The sequence below is a fragment of the Sphingomonas sp. PWP1-2 genome (assembly GCF_049898305.1).
Classification (GTDB): Bacteria; Pseudomonadota; Alphaproteobacteria; order Sphingomonadales; family Sphingomonadaceae; genus Sphingomonas; species Sphingomonas glacialis.
In genome coordinates this window covers 646,147-663,315 of sequence record NZ_JAFCXM010000002.1, presented here as the reverse complement: position 1 = coordinate 663,315, position 17,169 = coordinate 646,147, and the positions used below count along the sequence as shown (strand labels likewise).

The 17,169-nt window shown below is 65.0% G+C and carries 11 protein-coding genes; 7 read left to right on the top strand and 4 right to left on the bottom strand.

The annotated features are described in order from the left end of the window. Positions 1–50: 50 nt before the first annotated feature. Positions 51–2,303, bottom strand: coding sequence for a TonB-dependent receptor (locus ACP7C5_RS07940; protein WP_426263809.1), 2,253 nt, complete (start codon positions 2,301–2,303; stop codon positions 51–53). A gap of 719 nt (positions 2,304–3,022) precedes the next feature. On the opposite strand from ACP7C5_RS07940, the gene ACP7C5_RS07935 reads away from it, so the two are divergent. Continuing rightward, the gene (locus tag ACP7C5_RS07935; RefSeq protein WP_426263808.1) at positions 3,023–5,365 is read left to right on the top strand and encodes a TIM-barrel domain-containing protein; all 2,343 of its coding nucleotides are present in this window, start codon (positions 3,023–3,025) and stop codon (positions 5,363–5,365) included. A 387-nt stretch (positions 5,366–5,752) separates the two neighbouring features. On the opposite strand, the gene ACP7C5_RS07930 is transcribed toward ACP7C5_RS07935, so the two are convergent. The 3 genes from ACP7C5_RS07930 to ACP7C5_RS07920 all read right to left on the bottom strand — a co-directional run bounded on the left by ACP7C5_RS07930 (position 5,753) and on the right by ACP7C5_RS07920 (position 9,364). Then, positions 5,753–7,366, bottom strand: a complete 1,614-nt coding sequence (locus ACP7C5_RS07930; RefSeq protein WP_426263807.1) for a M28 family peptidase — start codon at positions 7,364–7,366, stop codon at positions 5,753–5,755. A gap of 274 nt (positions 7,367–7,640) precedes the next feature. Beyond that, positions 7,641–8,039, bottom strand: a complete 399-nt coding sequence (locus ACP7C5_RS07925) for a hypothetical protein (protein ID WP_426263806.1) — start codon at positions 8,037–8,039, stop codon at positions 7,641–7,643. A 416-nt stretch (positions 8,040–8,455) separates the two neighbouring features. Then, positions 8,456–9,364 (bottom strand): LysR family transcriptional regulator, encoded by a 909-nt coding sequence (locus tag ACP7C5_RS07920; protein WP_426263805.1) that lies wholly within the window; start codon positions 9,362–9,364, stop codon positions 8,456–8,458. A 129-nt stretch (positions 9,365–9,493) separates the two neighbouring features. On the opposite strand from ACP7C5_RS07920, the gene ACP7C5_RS07915 reads away from it, so the two are divergent. The 6 genes from ACP7C5_RS07915 to ACP7C5_RS07890 all read left to right on the top strand — a co-directional run bounded on the left by ACP7C5_RS07915 (position 9,494) and on the right by ACP7C5_RS07890 (position 17,069). After that, a complete protein-coding gene (locus ACP7C5_RS07915; protein WP_426263804.1) occupies positions 9,494–11,923 on the top strand; it encodes a TonB-dependent receptor in 2,430 nt (809 codons plus the stop codon). Between the two features lie 162 nt (positions 11,924–12,085). Further along, a complete protein-coding gene (locus tag ACP7C5_RS07910; protein ID WP_426263803.1) occupies positions 12,086–13,201 on the top strand; it encodes an FAD-dependent oxidoreductase in 1,116 nt (371 codons plus the stop codon). A 28-nt stretch (positions 13,202–13,229) separates the two neighbouring features. Continuing rightward, positions 13,230–14,132 (top strand): VOC family protein, encoded by a 903-nt coding sequence (locus ACP7C5_RS07905; RefSeq protein ID WP_426263802.1) that lies wholly within the window; start codon positions 13,230–13,232, stop codon positions 14,130–14,132. A 3-nt stretch (positions 14,133–14,135) separates the two neighbouring features. Next, the gene (locus tag ACP7C5_RS07900) at positions 14,136–15,293 is read left to right on the top strand and encodes an alpha/beta hydrolase family protein (RefSeq protein ID WP_426263801.1); all 1,158 of its coding nucleotides are present in this window, start codon (positions 14,136–14,138) and stop codon (positions 15,291–15,293) included. Then, on the top strand, positions 15,290–16,069 hold the full coding sequence (locus tag ACP7C5_RS07895; RefSeq protein ID WP_133187964.1) for a cyclase family protein: 780 nt from the start codon (positions 15,290–15,292) through the stop codon (positions 16,067–16,069). The genes ACP7C5_RS07900 and ACP7C5_RS07895 overlap by 4 nt, the downstream gene beginning before the upstream one ends. A 34-nt stretch (positions 16,070–16,103) precedes the next feature. Further along, on the top strand, positions 16,104–17,069 hold the full coding sequence (locus ACP7C5_RS07890) for a fumarylacetoacetate hydrolase family protein (protein WP_426263800.1): 966 nt from the start codon (positions 16,104–16,106) through the stop codon (positions 17,067–17,069). Positions 17,070–17,169: the final 100 nt, after the last annotated feature.

Sequence of the window (17,169 nt, the reverse complement as noted above, 5' to 3'; positions counted from 1 at the left end):
GATGCCAGCAACGCGGGCGGGGGGCGGCAACGGCCGCCCCCCGCAGACCTTTAGAAGTTCAGCGCGAGCCGTACCCCGCCATAACGCCGGAAATCGCGTGGCAAAATCGCCTGCGTTGCCTGCGCACCACCGAAATTGCCCGCCGTGTTCACCAGTGCCGGGAAATATTGCTTGTCGAACAGATTGTTGACGAAGCCGACCAGTTCCCAGCGGCGGTTGGCATCGCGGATGCCGAGGCCGATGTTGAAGATGCTGTACGCCTTCTGGATCGTCTCGGGATCCTGCGACAGCGAATAGTTGACCGTGCTGGTATATTGCCAGTTGATCTGCGCCACGCCGCGCAGCGTATCGCCGATTGCCGGCGAATAATCCGCACCCGCCGACAGCTTCCATTCGGGCGCCTGCGCCGCGCGCGCGCCGGCCAGATTTTGGCGTGCTGGCGTGCCGGTGCAGCCCTGCGCCGCGGTCTGCCCGATATAGCATTGCGCGACCGGGAACGATTTGATCCGCGCATCGAGATAGGTCGCGGCGGCATTGATCGACACGTCGTGGCCGATCCGCGCCGTGCTCTCGACCTCGACACCGCGCGTGTTGAGCTTGCCGACATTGGCGAGGCGGAAATTCTGCGTGCCGTCGGGCAGCGTCTCGATGCCCTGTGCCTGAAGGTTGGTGAAGTTGGTATCGAACACCGTGGCGTTGAGCGTCACGCGGCGATTGAGGAACTGCGTCCGCAGGCCCAATTCGAAGTCGCGCGAGGTCTCGGGCTTGATCGGCCCGGCGAGCGCGCGGTTTGCGTTGAAGCCGGTGGTCAGATCGTAGGTCTGGCCTTTGTACCCGGTCGAATAGGTCCCGAACACGCTCACGTCGGGCGTGAATTCGTAGCGCAGGCTGACGCGGTGCGTCTCGGCGGTATCTTCCGCACCGCCGCTGAAGAACGCGTTGCCGTTCTGGATGTCGCGGAAGGTGTAGTTGATCTTCTCGTTCTGGACACGCAGCCCGCCGGTCAGCGTCGCCTTGGGCAGGAATTCCCAATCGGCCTGGACGAAGCCCGCAAGCTGGCGCGAGGCCGACGTGGCGTACCAATTGGCGAGCGAGAAGGCCGGCCCACGATAGAACGGGCGGTTGAAGTCGACCTTCGCGAAATAGGCGCCGATCGTGTAGCGGAACGGCTTGTCGCCCGGCGACTGCAGCCGCAGTTCCTGCGTCACCAGCTTCGAATTGAACGTGCCGATCTGGACGTTGCTGCCGATCGGCACGGTCAGCGCGGTATCGTCCTGATCGAGGAAGTCGTTGAGCTGGAACTTGTCGTACGAGGTAATCGACACCAGCGTCAGATCGCCAAGCCCGAATTCGCCACGCAGATAACCGCCATACCCTTCGTAATTGGTACGCGCGTTGTAATTGTTGCTGATCTTGTCGTTCTGCGTGCTCGGCGTGAAGCCCGGGAAGACCACCGCTGGCGTCAGGCCCGCAGTGTTGCGGAACAGCGCGTTGGGCGCGACGCGGATGAAGGGACGGCCGACGTCGGTCTTGCCGTTGAGATAGTTGGCCGACAGCGTGATGGCGATGTCGTCGCTCGGCTTCCAGCGCAGTTTACCGCGCGTGTTGAACGTCCGCCGGCCATTGACGTCCTTGCCGTTGAAGACGTTGCGGACGTTGCCGTCGTAATAATTGTAGCTGCCCGAAAAGACGTAGCCCAGCTCGGGGCTGATCGGCCCCGACAGGCTGAAATTGCCGCCATATTCCTGATCGCTCGTCACCAGCGCGTTGGCACGGGCGTGGAAGGTAGGTGTCGGGTTGCGGGTGATGATATTGATCAGGCCGGCCGACGCCGCCTTGCCGTAAAGCGTGCTCTGCGGCCCGCGCAGTACTTCGATCCGCTCGACATCGGGCAGATCGGAAAAGGCGCGTGCCTGGAACGCGAGCGGGACTTCGTCGACCAGCACGGCGACGCTCGGCTCGACGCCGATCCCGAACGCGAAGGTGCCAACGCCGCGCAGCGAGACATTGGCGTTGACCGGATGCTCGGCGGGGCGGACGACGAGCGACGGGGCGACCCGGCCAAGATCCTGGAACTCGCGTACGCCCGCTGCCTGGAGCTGCGCAGGCTGCAGAACCGAAACCGCGAGCGGCACGTCCTGCACGTTCTCGGCGCGTTTGTTGGCGGTGACGATGATGTCGGTTGCGCTGTCGGGGTCGGGTGCGACGGTACTGGTCGGGCCACCTGAGGCGCTTTGCGATGGTTGGGTTAGTGCGCCCGGCGCGGCGGTTTGTGCCAGAGCGGGCGTGGCCCCAACGAGCATTACAGCGATCAACGCGTTACGGCACACGGAATTGCACAGGATCGTCATGGTGTCCCCCCCAAATCGGACCGCAACTTCTTTGGTGTTTGCGGACCCGTTAGAAGCGAAATCTATCAAATGGCCTGACCACATGCAAGGGGTTGCCAAGTATCATGGTATGTCCAGCTATGTGCATGCTTTATAGGCAAACTCAGGATTTTCTTGCCGTCGGAGACGATATTTTCCGATGGCGGCCTGGACAAATTTGAACAGACCAATTGTCGCGATTGCAGACTTTAGGCAGACGAGGGACACAACGACCGCCGAGTCGAGTGTCGGTTGCTTCATCGATTCTGGACGGTAGTCAGCGACTACCGAGCGGCTTTGGGACAATCTATTGGGGTGCGCCGAAACGGCCGTTCGTCCCGTCCCGCGCGGAGCGCGCGGGCTAGGCGTCGAAGAAGTTACCTCCGTGCCCTCACCATGGCCTCGGCTGCGTTGGTGTGAGCGTGAGGTCGTGACCTGCGGTCACACCGTCGGTGAGGGGCACGCGCCGGGAGCACCCGATCAACGACCATCGAAGCGGTTGCCACCACGATTGGCACGCCGCAGATGGTCATCAGGGCTATGGTCGCATTGCACGGTCGTCGGTGTCGGCGAAGCGATGTAGTGTAGCGAACGCAACGAACTAAGCGGCGCACGTGCTTCGGCCTCGCGCAGCGACACAGGGGATCCGCGACATGGCAAGGATATCGGCACGCAAACGCGCACTCGCCAAATGGGCCGGCGGCGCCGTCATTGCCCTTATCCCGCTCGCCGCAGCGCACGCCGGCCCGCTCGCCTCGATCGACCGTAACGGCAGTCGCGTGGCGATCGAACCCTATGCTCCCAACATCGTGCGCGTGACGATCGCGCTCGACCGCGATCTCGCCGCTGCCGCGCCCGGGCCTGGCCCGAATGCCACGCCCGACGCATCGGGCTGGAGCCACCGCGCCGACGCATCGGGCGACGTGTTCGCCTCGTCTGCGCTGTCGCTCACCGTCGATGCGCAGCCCTGGCCCAAGGCGCCGAGCCAGATGGAGCGCTATTTCGCGCCGTCGCTGCCGCCGGTGTCGATCAGCGTGAACGGCGCCGACGGGCACCGCATCACGCAGATGACCGGGTGGGAAATGGCGCCGCACACCGTTGCGGGCGAAAAGACCTTCAAGGTCGGTGCGAGCTTTGCCGCCCCGCTCGACGAGCATTATTACGGGCTCGGCCAGAACCAGGACGGCAAGCTCGACCTGCGCGGTCGCACGATCGACTGCCGCCACAATTACGATGCGCCGGCGGGCGAGACGGTCTGCGTGCCGTTCATGGTGACCAACAAGGGCTATGGCATCGTCTGGGACAACCCGTCGGCGACGACGGTGTCGCCCGGGCTGCACAACAGCACGCACTGGCAATCGGAGGTCGGCGAGCGCGTCTCGTTCTTCGTCATCACCGGCGCGACGACTGACGCGCTTTATGCCGGTTATGCCCGGCTGACCGGCAGGACGCCGCTCCCGCCCAAGGCCGCGTTCGGGCTGATCCAGAGCAAGGCGCGCTACGAGAGCCAGGCCGAACTGCTCGGCGTGGCGGAGGGCTATCGCAGCCGCGGCTATCCGCTCGACGTGATGGTGCTCGACTGGTTCTACTGGACCCGGATGGGGCAGCTCGACATCGATCGCACCTTCTTCCCCGACCCCAAGGGGATGAACGCCAAGCTCAAGGGGCTCGGCCTGCGCAGCATCATCAGCGTGTGGCCGCGGTTCGAGAAGGAGTCGCGCTACTTCAACATGCTCGCCGCCAAGGGCTGGCTGCTGCACGATTCCGACGGCAGCGTCGTCGATGGGCTGCCGATCCGCTCGGATCGCGCGGGCGCTTTGCTCGACAGCACCAATCCCGATGCGCGCGGCTGGTTCTGGGATCGCATTCGCGACAATATCGCCTCGCAGGGCTTTGACTGGTTCTGGCTCGACGAGACCGAGCCCGACCTCGTCCCCGACGGCCATCAGTTCGCGATCGGCTCGGGCGATCGCTATCACAATCTCTTCCCGCTCGTGCACACCGCCAGCGTCGCCGATGGATCGGCCAAGGACCGGCCCGATTTCCGCAACCTGATCCTGTGCCGCGCCGCCTATCTCGGCACGCAGCGCAACGGCTGCCTGTTCTGGTCGTCCGACGTCCAGGCGACCTGGGAAGCACTCAGGCGCCAAGTGCCGACCGGGCTCAACTTCACCGCGTCGGGCATGGCCTATTGGAGCAGCGACACGGGCGGCTGGCAGTATCCCAATGGCCCCAAGGCCGAGCACCCCGTGCTGCTCGATCCTGCCGGCGCGACCGCGATGTCGCCGAGCTATGCTGATTATCCCGAGCTGTTCGTGCGCTGGTTCGAGTACAACACCTTCACCCCGACGCTGCGCATCCACGGTCAGCGGCCCGGCACCGCGATCTGGGAGTATGGCAAGGCGGCCGAGCCGGTGCTCGCGCACTATCTGAAGCTGCGCTACGCGCTGGTGCCGTATCTCTATGCGATGGCGCATCACACCCATGAGAGCGGCGCGCCGTTCATGCGCGCGCTGTTCATGGATTTCCCGAACGACCCCAAGGTCACCGATATGGGCGACGAATATATGTTCGGCCCCGCCTTCCTCGTCGCACCCGTGACCGAGCAAGGCGCGACGAGCCGGTCGGTCTATCTGCCGGCGGGCGCCGACTGGTACGATTACTGGACCAACGAGCGGCATACTGGCGGCCAGACGATCACCGCCGCCGCGCCGATCGACACGATCCCGCTGTTCGTCCGCGCCGGATCGATCGTGCCGATGGGCGCGCACGTCCCCAGCACCGCGACGCGCCAGCCGCTCGAGAGCATCCGCGTCTATCCCGGGCGCTCGACCAGCTTCACGCTGTATGACGATGACGGCGTGAGCAACGCCTATCGCAAGGGCGGCGGCACCGCGACGTTGCGCTGGGACGATGCCGCCGGCCGATTGACCGCGTCGGGCAAGCTGCCGAGCGGGCAGGATCTGGGCACGCTGGTCAAGGTGATCGGGCGCTAACGTCCGGAGCCCGCTTTCGATCTCATGCGCCACCCCATGGTCGTGGCGGCGGTGCGACGCCGTGCCTGAGCGGCACGCTGGACGAGAATGAGGCGGAGACCGAACCGGTCGGCTGGGTCGATCTGGCAGACCTGCGGGCGCCTGCGCGGATTGCGGCGCTTGCGCGACACGTCGTGCTGCAGGGGCTGACGGCAGCACCGGCCCGAGCTGGACCGGGGCCTTGGGATCGAGGCCTGCGGGCGCTATGCCACGATGGTGGCGCTCGACACCAAGGATCGCGCGCCGATGACGATCGAGCCAATGACGCGCGGTTGCGCGATCGGAAGGTCGGGCGTGGCTACCCGGTCACGCCGTGTTGCCGGCGATGCCTGCCGATCGGTGCCCGGCTTAGCGACCCGCCTTCCGGTCGCCGTCCGTCGCGGCACGAAGCGCTCCATATTCGGCACCGGTGTTCCACGTCGGCCAGTCGGATGCGTTCGCAACCTCGAGGCCGAGATCATAGGCGACGGTCGCCTCCTGGACGGTGCCCGCAAAGCTCCATGCCGGATCAAACGCGTCGCTCGGCTGGTGATAGCGCTTTGCATTGTAGTCGGCCACGATCGCCGCGCCCGTCGCCGTGCCACCGTTGACGAGATCGCGACCGGCACGGAAGGTGATGGCGGGCACGCCCCGCCGGGCGAAGGAAAATTGGTCGGATCGGAAGTACCAGCCGGCCTCAATCGCAGGTTCGTCGATGACGCTGAGCGCCTGGGCCCCGGCAATGCGGCGCAGATCGGCCTCGAGCGAAACGCGGCCACCGCCGATCAACTCGATGTCCTTTGCCGCGGGCAGCACCACGTGCGGATCGAGGTTGATAACCGCCGCGGTGGTGGCGAGGGGATAGACCGGATGCGCGGCGTAATACTCGGACCCCAGCAGCCCCTTCTCTTCCGCGGTCCAGGCCGCAAAGACCACGCTACGCGCCGGCCGTGGCCCGCGCGCGAAAGCGCGGGCGACCTCGATCAACTCGGCTGTACCCGTCGCATTGTCGACGGCGCCGTTTCGGATGCCGTCGCCCGCGACCGGGCCGTTCTGTCCGTTTGCATCCCAATGCGCACCGTAGAGGACGGTCTCGTCCGGCCGACGTGTTCCGCGCACTTTGCCGATGACATTATGGCTGACGATCGGCGTCGCCTTCAGGCTGCCCTGTGCTGCCACGCTGCCGTCGCCGAGCGGGAAGGCGCGGAACCCTGGGTCGCGCGCGCGTGACTTGAGGGTCGCGAGATCGAGCCCTGCGTGGCTGAGCATCAGGGCAGCGACATCGTTGCGCAGCCAGCCCGACAGCATGAAGCTGGGTGAGGGCGGGAGCGGTGCGATGACCATTGCCGGCAAAGCGTCGCCGCTTGCCACTTGCAGGAACGGATAGCTGGCGGCCGCATCCTCGTGGATCACGAGGACGCCGGCAGCGCCCGCCTTGGCAGCGGCTGCGAACTTCTCGCCCACGCGTCCTTCGAAGGCGAGCCGACGACCTTCGAAGCCGAGATCGCGGCCCGCCTCAAAGTCGGGGTCATTGGCCAGGACGACGGCGATCTTGCCGCGCATGTCGATGCCGGCATAGGCGTCCCAACCGAGCTTTGCGTTGACGACCCCGTAGCCCGCGAACACCAGCGGCGCATGTGCGAGCGTCGTGTCGCCAGGGTTGCGGAGCGACAAAGTCGCATCGTGACCGAGCGACAGAGACCGGTGCCATTTCCCGACCGTCAGCGCGAGCGTCGCCCCGGCTTGTCGATCTAGCCTGATGAGCGGCACGTCCTGATACCAGCCGCCATGCTCACCCGCAGGTTCCAGTCCGGCTGCGGCGAATTGTCGGGCGATGTGGTCGATCGTCTTGTCTTCGCCAGCCTCGCCCGGTCCGCGACCCAGGAACGCATCGGACGACAGGGTCCGGACATCGGCTTTGATACGGTCGGCCGAGATCGGGGTGACGACAGCGGCGGCGAGAGCGACGAGCGATATAAGCATGCTGGCATCTTGGGATGAGCCATGCCGTCCTGGCAACCATCATTCGACCGGCCATGCCGCGATCGGCTCGCCGCAACCCCTTTCGGCGCAAGCGCGCGGGGCCATGTAATCGCGCCGGGGACGCATCATCCGCACCTTTGAGGGCTCCGGCGCTCGCGTACTCCGCTCCATTTCGCGGGATGGGCCGATCAGATTGGCGAGCGCGGGGACGATCGGTGCGACACCGGCGATGCCGATCGCGCGGCCAGGCATGCGACCGGCCGCGCTGTTGCGATCAGCAACCGTTGCGATAGTTTTGCGAACGATCGTGCTTCTGGTCGAGGCTCTTGCCGAGCAGGCCGCCACCAACCGCGCCGAGGATCGTGCCAAGCGTCCCGCCGCCGAGCACCGAACCCAGCACCGCACCGCCAGCGCCACCGGCGATCAGGCCGGTCGTGCCGCTCGACCGGCGGCAATCCTGGTAATTGCGGCGCGCATAGCCGCGATACACCCGGCCGTCGGTATAGCCGCCGGTATCGCTGCGCTGATATTGCGCGCGGTCGTAATCGTAATTGCGCTCGTATTGCGCACGATCATTGTAGCCGTAGCGCTGCGCCTGTGCTGGTGCTGCAACGGTCATTGGCAGGATGGCGGCAGCCGCAAGGGCGGTGAGGGCGAACTTTTGCTTCAACATCGTACGTCTCCTTTCAAGTGATGAAGACGGTCTAGTGAGTCGCCCCCGAACCAATCCTGAACTCGCTTTGCAACGTCTGTTCATCTCGAAGACGAGCGAGCCCCCAACGCCGATGCCTCGCGGCCTCGAATGCGCTGGACTCTATTCCGGTAGAGATGCCGGGCGTCGGGCAAGCAAGGACACAGCGCCGCGTTGGCGCGCAGCCCCACCGACGGATCGGGCGATCGGTCAGCATCCGCGCGGTCCGCGTCGACGATGGCGTCGCCGCGCCCCTGTGGCACGGGGTTGAGCGTCAAATACTGATCGTCGCGGGCAGCGCCGGCGTCCGCGCTGCCGCTGCCCGTTTGTGGCGGGTGGCGGCCGTCTCGACGTTCGTGGTCCAACCCGCGGCAACGCAACCGCAGCGGCGCGGTCGCTCAGTCGATCCGCGCCGCCTGCGCGCGGATCTGCTCGATCAGCCAGCGGACGCCCGGATCGGCCACACGAGTCTCGTGGATCTGCACCAGTTCGCGGAGCGGCTCGAACGCGAAGGGCAGGGGGCGATATTGGATATCGAAGCTCTTGGCCGAGATCCGCGCCAGCCGCTCGTGCATCAGGCTCAGCCGCGTCGTGCCGACCAGGAGGTACGGCACGACCGAGAACGACGCCGTCGACACTTCGATCACCCGCCGGTGCGCCAGCAGATCGAGCCGCCGGTCGCCGACGGTATAGCCGCGCGGACCGCCGATCGACACGGAGACATGGCCGTAGCGGAACACGTCCTCGGTCGTGATGCCGCCCGTGAAGATCGGGTGCTGTCCCCAGCCGGCGACGACATAGGTCTCTTCACACAAGGGTTCGGTCGGAATACCCGCCACCGCGAATTCGACCGGCGTGATCAGCAAGTCGATCTCGGCATGGCGCAAGTGTTCGCCAGCGGTCTCGGACACCTGGATGAAGCTGAAGCGCAAATGCGGCGCGCGCGTTGCGAGATCTTCGAGCAGCGGTGCCATCACCGAGGCCAGGATATAATCGGAAACCATCAGGCGAAACAGGCGATCGGCCGTCGCCGGGTCGAACTGCGCCGACGTCGTGATGACGCCTTCGGCCTCGCGCAGGCATTGCCGGATCTTGGGAAGCAGCATTTCGGCAAAGGGAGTCGGATACATCCGTCGTCCCTTCACCAGCAGCAACGGGTCGCCGAAATAGTCGCGCAACCGCGCCAGCGCGGCGCTGGCGGCAGGCTGGCTGAGCCCCAGCCGCTCGCCCGCCAGCGCGGTATTGTGCGTTTCCATCAACGCCTCGAACGCGACGAAAAGGTTGAGATCGAGACCCTTGAACCGCACGTTGCATCCTCTCCTGATCTGCAGACGACAAATCGTACAAATCGTTTGCGAGAAAAACAATCAATTTGAGCAAAATGGCCTGACCAGTTAGACCAATCTTATAAGAAAATGGTCAAGACAGGAGAGGTCATGAAACTCAAAGCAGCACTTTTGCTTGCCGCGATGCCGCTGTTCGTAGCACCGGCCTATGCGCAAAATGCCACGTCGACGCCGCCGGCAGGCTCTGCCCCCGAAGCATCGGCGACCCCTTCCACGATCGCCAGCGCCGAAGCCGAGCAAAACGCGACGGCAGCCGGCGACATCATCGTCACCGCCCAGCGGCGGAGCGAAAGCCTGCAGCGCGTTCCGGTCAGCCTGACCGCCTTGTCGGCCGAGACGCTGACGTCGCGCAACCTCAACGATCTCACCCAGATCTCGCGCGCCGCACCGACACTGCAGGTCGGCATCGACAACACCTTCTCGGTTCGCGGCGTCGGCACGCTCGCCTTTGCCGGCACGATCGACAGCAGCGTCGCGACCGCGATCGACGAGGTCAATCTCGGTCGACCGATCCTCAATACGCCGCTGCTCAACGATTTGACGCGGGTCGAAGTGCTCAACGGGCCGCAGGGCCTGCTGTTCGGCAAGAATGCCTCGGCTGGATTGATCAACATCGTCACCGCCCGTCCGGTGCTCGGCGTTGTCTCGAGCGCAACCGACGTCGAATTCGCCTCGCGCGCCACGCCGGGCATCCGCCGCACGGCACCTGGCATCATCGCCCGCGAGACGCTCAACATCCCGGTCAGCGCGACCTCGGCGTTGCGTTTGAACATGCTCTATTCGTACCAGGAGCCCGGCACGACCTATGTCGGCACGCCGCGGAACGGCACCCGGCATGATCTCAACGCGCGCTCCTTCTCGCTCAAGGGCAAGTATTTCTGGCAAGCGACCGACGCGTTGTCCTTCTATCTGATCGGCGATTATAACGAGAGCCACGGCATCGCGGGGATAGCCGACGTCACCTATCGTCAGGTCTCGCCGACCAGCCTCAACAATGGACCGCTCGCCGCCGACGGGATCGTCGCGGGTCCGAACAATCTCAAATTTGGTGGCGATGGCGACCAGTATCGCGATCTCGCGACGGGTGGCGCGCAGGCCAAGGCGACCTACAGCTTCGCCAGCGGCTGGGAATTGAGCAACTTGTTTGCGTGGCGGTATTATAAGCAGGACCAGAATTTCGACACCGATTACCTGTCGGCGAACGGGCTCAACCGCAACGAATCGCACGCAAAATATAATCAATATTCCAACGAACTGCGGCTCGCATTGCCGTCGTCGGGGCGGCTGAGCGGCCAGGCTGGCCTGTATTATTTCCAGTCTGATCTCAGCCTTCGCCGCAACCTGGGCGGCAACAGCTATACGCCCGACTTCGTCGCCGCCGGTTCGCCGTTCTGCGTCGGCGCGATCGTCGGCACGACTCCGCGCTGCACCGTCAGCAACGTGTCGCAGATTGGCAGCGACGCCAATTACGTGCTGCGAACCAAGAGCTATGCGGCATTCGGGCAGTTGACCTATACGATCGCCACCGGGCTGACCGCGTTTGCCGGCGGGCGTGTTACCCGCGACGATATCGACTTCACCACCGCGCAAAACCAGCTCAACTATTTCTCCGCACTGGGCGGTCCGCGCGGGACGTTCTCCGCGAGCTATGGCAACACCGATTTCAGCTGGAAGGCGGGCGCGCAGTACCAGGCGACCCCGACGATCATGGCCTACGGTTTTTACGGGCGCGGCTATAAGGGGCCGGGTTTCAACGATTCCTTCCCGACCGCGACCTCGAACGTCATCGTGCGGGGCGAGACGTCGAACACCGGCGAGATCGGCGTCAAGACGAGCTTCCTCGACCGTCGTCTGACCGTCAACGTCTCGGCATTCTACACCAAGTTCAGCAACTTCCAGGTCCAGGCGTTCAATCCCGTGACGGTGTCGTTCCTGGTCCAGAATGCGGCGAAGGTGAAGTCGAAGGGGGTCGAAGTGGCGGTCGGGCTGCGTCCGTTCGCAGGGTTCAGCATCAACCAGAGCGCGTCGTTCCTGTCGTCCAAGTTCGACAGTTTTGCCGGCGCACAATGCTATCCCACGCAGACCACGCGCGGCTGCTCCGCGACGGTCCAGACCTTCGATGCGTCGGGCCTGCGGCTCCCCGCGGCGCCGGCCTTCACCTCGAGCTTCCAGGCGATGTACGAAGTCCCGACCGAAGGGCCGGTGGCACCCTTCATCGAAGGCAATTGGTATCACCGCTCGAGCATCAACTACGTCGTGAGCCAGGCACCGGGCGCAACGTTTAACGCGGTCGATATCTTCGGAGCAAGTGTCGGTGCGAAGGTCGGCAAGGCGCTGCGCCTCGCGCTGTTCTGCAAGAATTGCACGAACAAGATCACACCGACCGCAATCGGCGTGGATTCGGGCGATGCCAATGCCCGCAATGCGCGCGGACAGGCGACGCCGATGTTGTCCTACACCCAGCAATTCGGGCTCGATTCGGTTCGGACGATCGGTCTGTCTGCGCAGTTTCGGTTCTAGCGCGGGACGGGCAGGGGGCAGCGCCCTCTGCCCGATCTATCAATTATATTGATAGAATAGGATCAATATAAGTAGATTTACATATACGTTCAGCCCGATATGGTCGCGTCGAGGAGAGAGAAAAATGATCGCGTCGAAGCCTAAAACGGCCCGTAGTTGCTGATGGAAAACGCCACTATTTTGATCGTCGGTGGCGGTATCGGCGGCCTCACGGCGGCGATCGCGCTGCGCAAGCGCGGCTTTGCGGTCGATCTCGTCGAGCGCGATCCGACGTGGTCGGTTTACGGTGTCGGAATCATCCAGCAGGCCAATGTGCTGCGCGCGGTCGATGCGCTCGGGATCCTGCAGGATTATATCGGCGCGGGCTTTCCGTTCGACAGCGTTGACATCTACCTCCCCAACGGCCGCCATGCCGCGACCATTCCAAGCCACAAACTGGTCGATGGCCAGCCCGCCAATCTCGGGATCGGGAGGCGCGCGCTGCACGATGTGCTCGGCAAGCGCGCGATCGAGGCTGGCACCACGATCCGACTTGGCGTTACGCCCGAGCGACTCGATGATGACGGCGCCGGTGTCACCGCCTATTTCTCCGACGGGACAAACGCACGCTACGATCTCGTAATTGGTGCCGACGGCGTCTACTCGCAGACGCGCGCCGCACTATTTCCCGATGCGCCAGCCCCGCTTTTCACCGGCCAAGGCGTGTGGCGCTACAATTTCCCGCGCCCTGCCGAGGTTACCAGCTTGCACGCCTTTCAGGGGCCGCTCGGGATCGGGCTGGTCCCGCTGTCCGACGACCTGATGTACATGTTCGTGACGACGCCCGAGCCCGATAACCGGCGCTACGAGCGGACCGAACTCGCCAGTGCGATGCGCGACAAGCTTTCTGGCGCACCGCCCGAGATCGCGGCGCTTGCAGCCGAGATTACCGACGACGATGGCGTGGTCTATCGTCCGCTCGAATGGTTGCTGGTCGAGGGGCCGTGGCACAAGGGCCGGGTCGTCCTGCTCGGCGACGCGGTCCACGCGACGACGCCGCATCTCGGCCAAGGCGCCGGTATGGCGATCGAGGATTCGCTCGTGCTCGCCGAGGAACTGTCGCGCGCTGCCGATCCCGAGACGGCGTTTGCCGCATATCGCGCGCGGCGGTTCGATCGCTGTGCCTACATTGTGCGCGCGTCGATCGCGATTTGTGACGGACAGCTGGGTCGCGGGCCGATGGTCGACCAGGCGGCGGCCACTTTCGAAATGTTTCAACTGACGGCGCAACCGATCTGAGTGTGCCGCTCTGCGTGAGGATATGACTATGAGCCGTGTTACCGAGATCCGCTATGTCGGATATGGCGTCGTCGACTTGCCGGCCGAGCGCGAATTCTACACCGAAAAATGGGGCCTCAAGACCGTCGCCGAGCAGGACGGGATGACCTATCTCGCGACGCATGGCGACGAGGAGCTTTACGTCGTGCGGCTGCGCGAAGCCGAGGACAATCGCATCGACGTGATCGCGCTGGCGACCGAGACCGATGCCGATGTCGCAGCGCTCCACCAGCGCGTCGTCGACGCCGGCTGCAAGATCATCTTCGCGCCCAAGGCGCTCGAGAGCTTCGGCGGCGGCTATGGCTTCCGCTTCTTCTCGCCCGATGGTCTGCCGTTCGAAGTCTCGGCGGGCGTCGCGCGCGGCGACAAGCGCGATATCGTCAAATGGGAAGGCATCCCGCGCAACATCAGCCACATCGTGTTGCATTCGCCCGACCATAAGGCGGCGGTGCAGTTCTTCATCGACGTGCTCGGCTTCAAGCTCAGCGACTGGCTGGGCGATTTCATGGCGTTCCTGCGCTGCAACAGCTGCCATCACCGGATCGCCTTCCTGCCGGGACCGCCGTGCCTCAACCACGTCGCCTATGAGGTCGCGTCGATCGACGACATGATGCGCGGCGTTTCGCGGCTGCGGAAGAAGGATGTCGACATCAAGTGGGGGCCAGGCCGCCACACTGCGGGGAACAACACTTTCAGCTATTTCACCACGCCCAATGGCTTTGCGGTCGAATATACCGCCGAGGTCGAGGCGGTCGATTTCGAGACGCACCAAGCGACGGTGCACGAGGCTGGGCCGAATACGATGGACCAGTGGGGCACCGGCGTCGGCGGCCCGCAGACGATGCCAAAGCCTGCGCCCGACAAGGGTCTCTTCCAGCCGGTGGCAGTCTGAACCATGGCACTTTTCCAATATTTCCCGAACTATGTCTGGAACCTGTCGCTCGCGATCGCGCTCGAGAGCGGCGCCAAGATTGGCGAGATCGTCGACATGTGCGCCCCGTTGCTCGATGCGGCCGAACGCGGCGAGGATGCCGGCACGCCCGCCTTCATGGCGCAGTGGGTGGCGATGGCCGAGCGGCTGAGCGGCCTCGCCGACGAAGACGAGGCGCGTGGGCGGCTCTTCTCGGCGGGCGAGAAGCTCAAGCGCGCGAGCCTCTATTTCGCGGTGGCCGAGCGGATGCAGGGGCACGGGCATCCCGGAAAGGCCGAGACCTATGCGCGCCAACTCGCCAGCTTCGAGAAGGGCACGCGCTTCGCCGGGGAATCGGCCGAGCGCGTCGAGATTCCGTATGAAGGCAAGACCTTGTCGGCGATCTGGACTCGGGCGCCGGGTGCGGCGAACGGGCCGAGCGTGATCTATTGCAACGGCCTCGACAGCACCAAGGAGCTCCTCTATTTTTCGGGGCTCCCGCAAGCGCTCGCCAAGCGCGGCATCTCGACGCTGAGCGTCGACCAGCCCGGCACGGGCGAGGCGCTGCGGTTGCAGAGCCTTCCCGCAACGCATGAGAGCGAGCGCTGGGCATCGGCCTGGGTCGACTGGCTCGAGACGCAGCCCGAGGTCGATCCCAAGCGGATCGGCATGACCGGCATTTCGCTCGGCGGTTATTACACGCCGCGCGCCGTCGCGTTCGAGCCGCGCTTTGCCGCGGGCGCGGTGTGGGGCGCCAACCACGACTGGGCCGAGGTCCAGCAAAAGCGCCTGCGCCGCGAGGGCGAGAACCCCGTGCCGCATTATTGGGGGCATGTGCACTGGGTGTTCGGCGCGAGCGACATGGACGATTTTCTCGAGAAATCGAAGGGCATGACGCTCGACGGCGTGATGGAGCGGATCAAGGTGCCGTTCCTCGTCACCCACGGCGAGAAGGACCGCCAGATCGGGCTCGAATATGCCCACAAGAGCTACGACCAGCTGACCAACGCCGCCAAGCGCGAGCTCAAGATCTTCACCGAGCGCGAAGGCGGGGTCGAGCATGTCGGCGCCGACAATATGGCGTTCGGCAAGGATTATATCGCCGACTGGTTCGCCGATACGTTGGGAGGGAAGCTCGGATGACACGCCGCTTCGTCGATCTGTCGATCACGCTCGACAATGATGTCATCACCGATCCACCTTTCATGCGGCCGGAGATCACCTACGAGACGCATGACGAGACGACCGCGGGGATGCAGGTGTTCTTCCCGGGCCTGACGTCGGAGCAGTTGCGCGGCGGCAAGGGGTTTGCCGCTGCGGAAACGGTCAAGATGACGACGCACAACGGCACGCATCTCGACGCGCCATGGCATTTTCATCCGACGATGAACGGCGGCGAGCGCGCGATCACGATCGACGAAGTGCCGCTCGACTGGTGCTTCCGTCCGGGCGTCAAGCTCGACTTCCGTCATTTCGAGGACGGCTATGTCGCGACCGCGGCGGATGTCGAGGCCGAGCTCAAGCGCATCGGGCACGATCTGCAACCGCTCGACATCGTGCTCGTCAACACCGCCGCAGGCGCGGCGCTGGGGCAGCCCGATTATGTCAGCAAGGGCTGCGGCATGGGCTATGAAGCGACGATGTACCTCACATCGCGTGGCGTGCGCGTGACCGGCACCGATGCCTGGTCGTGGGATGCGCCGTTCGTCCACACCGCAAAGCGCGTCGCCGAGACGGGCGATACCTCGCTGATCTGGGAAGGCCACAAGGCGGGCGCGGACATCGGCTATTGCCATCTCGAGAAGCTCCACAATCTCGAGGCGTTGCCGGCGACCGGCTACACCGTGTCGTGTTTCCCGCACAAGGTGAAGGCCGGCTCGGCCGGCTGGACCCGCGCGGTCGCGATCTTCGAAGACTGACCGGGCGGCTCCTACCAACACAGGATTGTTTTCGATGAAGCTCGCCACGCTTGCCAATGGGCGGCCCGACGGTCGCCTCGTTATCGTCTCGCCCGATGGCGAGCGTTATGCCGGTGCCGAGGCGATCGCGCCGACGCTGCAGGACGCGCTCGAACGTTGGGACGCGGTCGAGCCGGCGCTGCGGGCGCTCGCCGATGAGCTTGCCGCGGGTGGGGGCACGCCGCTGGCGGGCGAAGCGCTCGAGGCACCGTTGCCGCGCGCGTGGCAGTGGCTCGATGGGTCGGCTTTCCCGAACCACGGCGTGCTGATGCAGCGCGCGTACAACGCACCGCCGATCGAGACCGAGCTGCCGCTGATGTACCAGGGTATGTCGCACTGCTTCCTCGCGCCGACCGCCGACGTCCCGCTGCCCGACGAGGCGCATGGCATCGATTTCGAGGGCGAGTTCGGCGTTATCACCGCCGCCGTGCCGATGGGCACGAGCGCCGCGGATGCCGCCGCGCTGATCCGGCTGGTGGTGCAGATCAACGACTGGTCGCTGCGCACGCTGGCTGGCCCCGAGATGAAGACCGGGTTCGGGTGGGTCCAGGCCAAGCCGGCGTGCAGCATGGCGCCCGTCGCGGTGACACCCGACGCGCTGGGCGCGGCATGGGCGGAGGGGCGCGTGTGTCTTCCGCTCGAGGTGCAATGGAACGGCGAGCCCTTCGGTCGGGCGCGCGGCGACGCGATGGCGGTGAGCTTTCCCGAGCTGGTCGCGCACGCCGCGCGCACGCGCGCGCTCCCGGCGGGGACGATCATCGGATCGGGGACGGTCGCCAATGTCGACTATCGTGAGGTCGGATCGTCGTGCATCGCCGAGCGTCGCGCGATCGAGATGATCGAGCAGGGCGCCCCGGTGACGGGCTTCATGCGCTTTGGCGACCGGGTGCGGATGGAAGCCCGCGGCGTCGATGGCGCACCGCTGTTCGGCGTGATCGACCAGCGCGTGGTCAAGGGCTGAGGCCCTAGCTTATCGAACCATGATTTCCACTCGCGGAAATATCCGCAGCGTCACCACAGCCGCGCTTCCCCGGCGAAGGCCGGTGCCCAGTCGCGGTCGG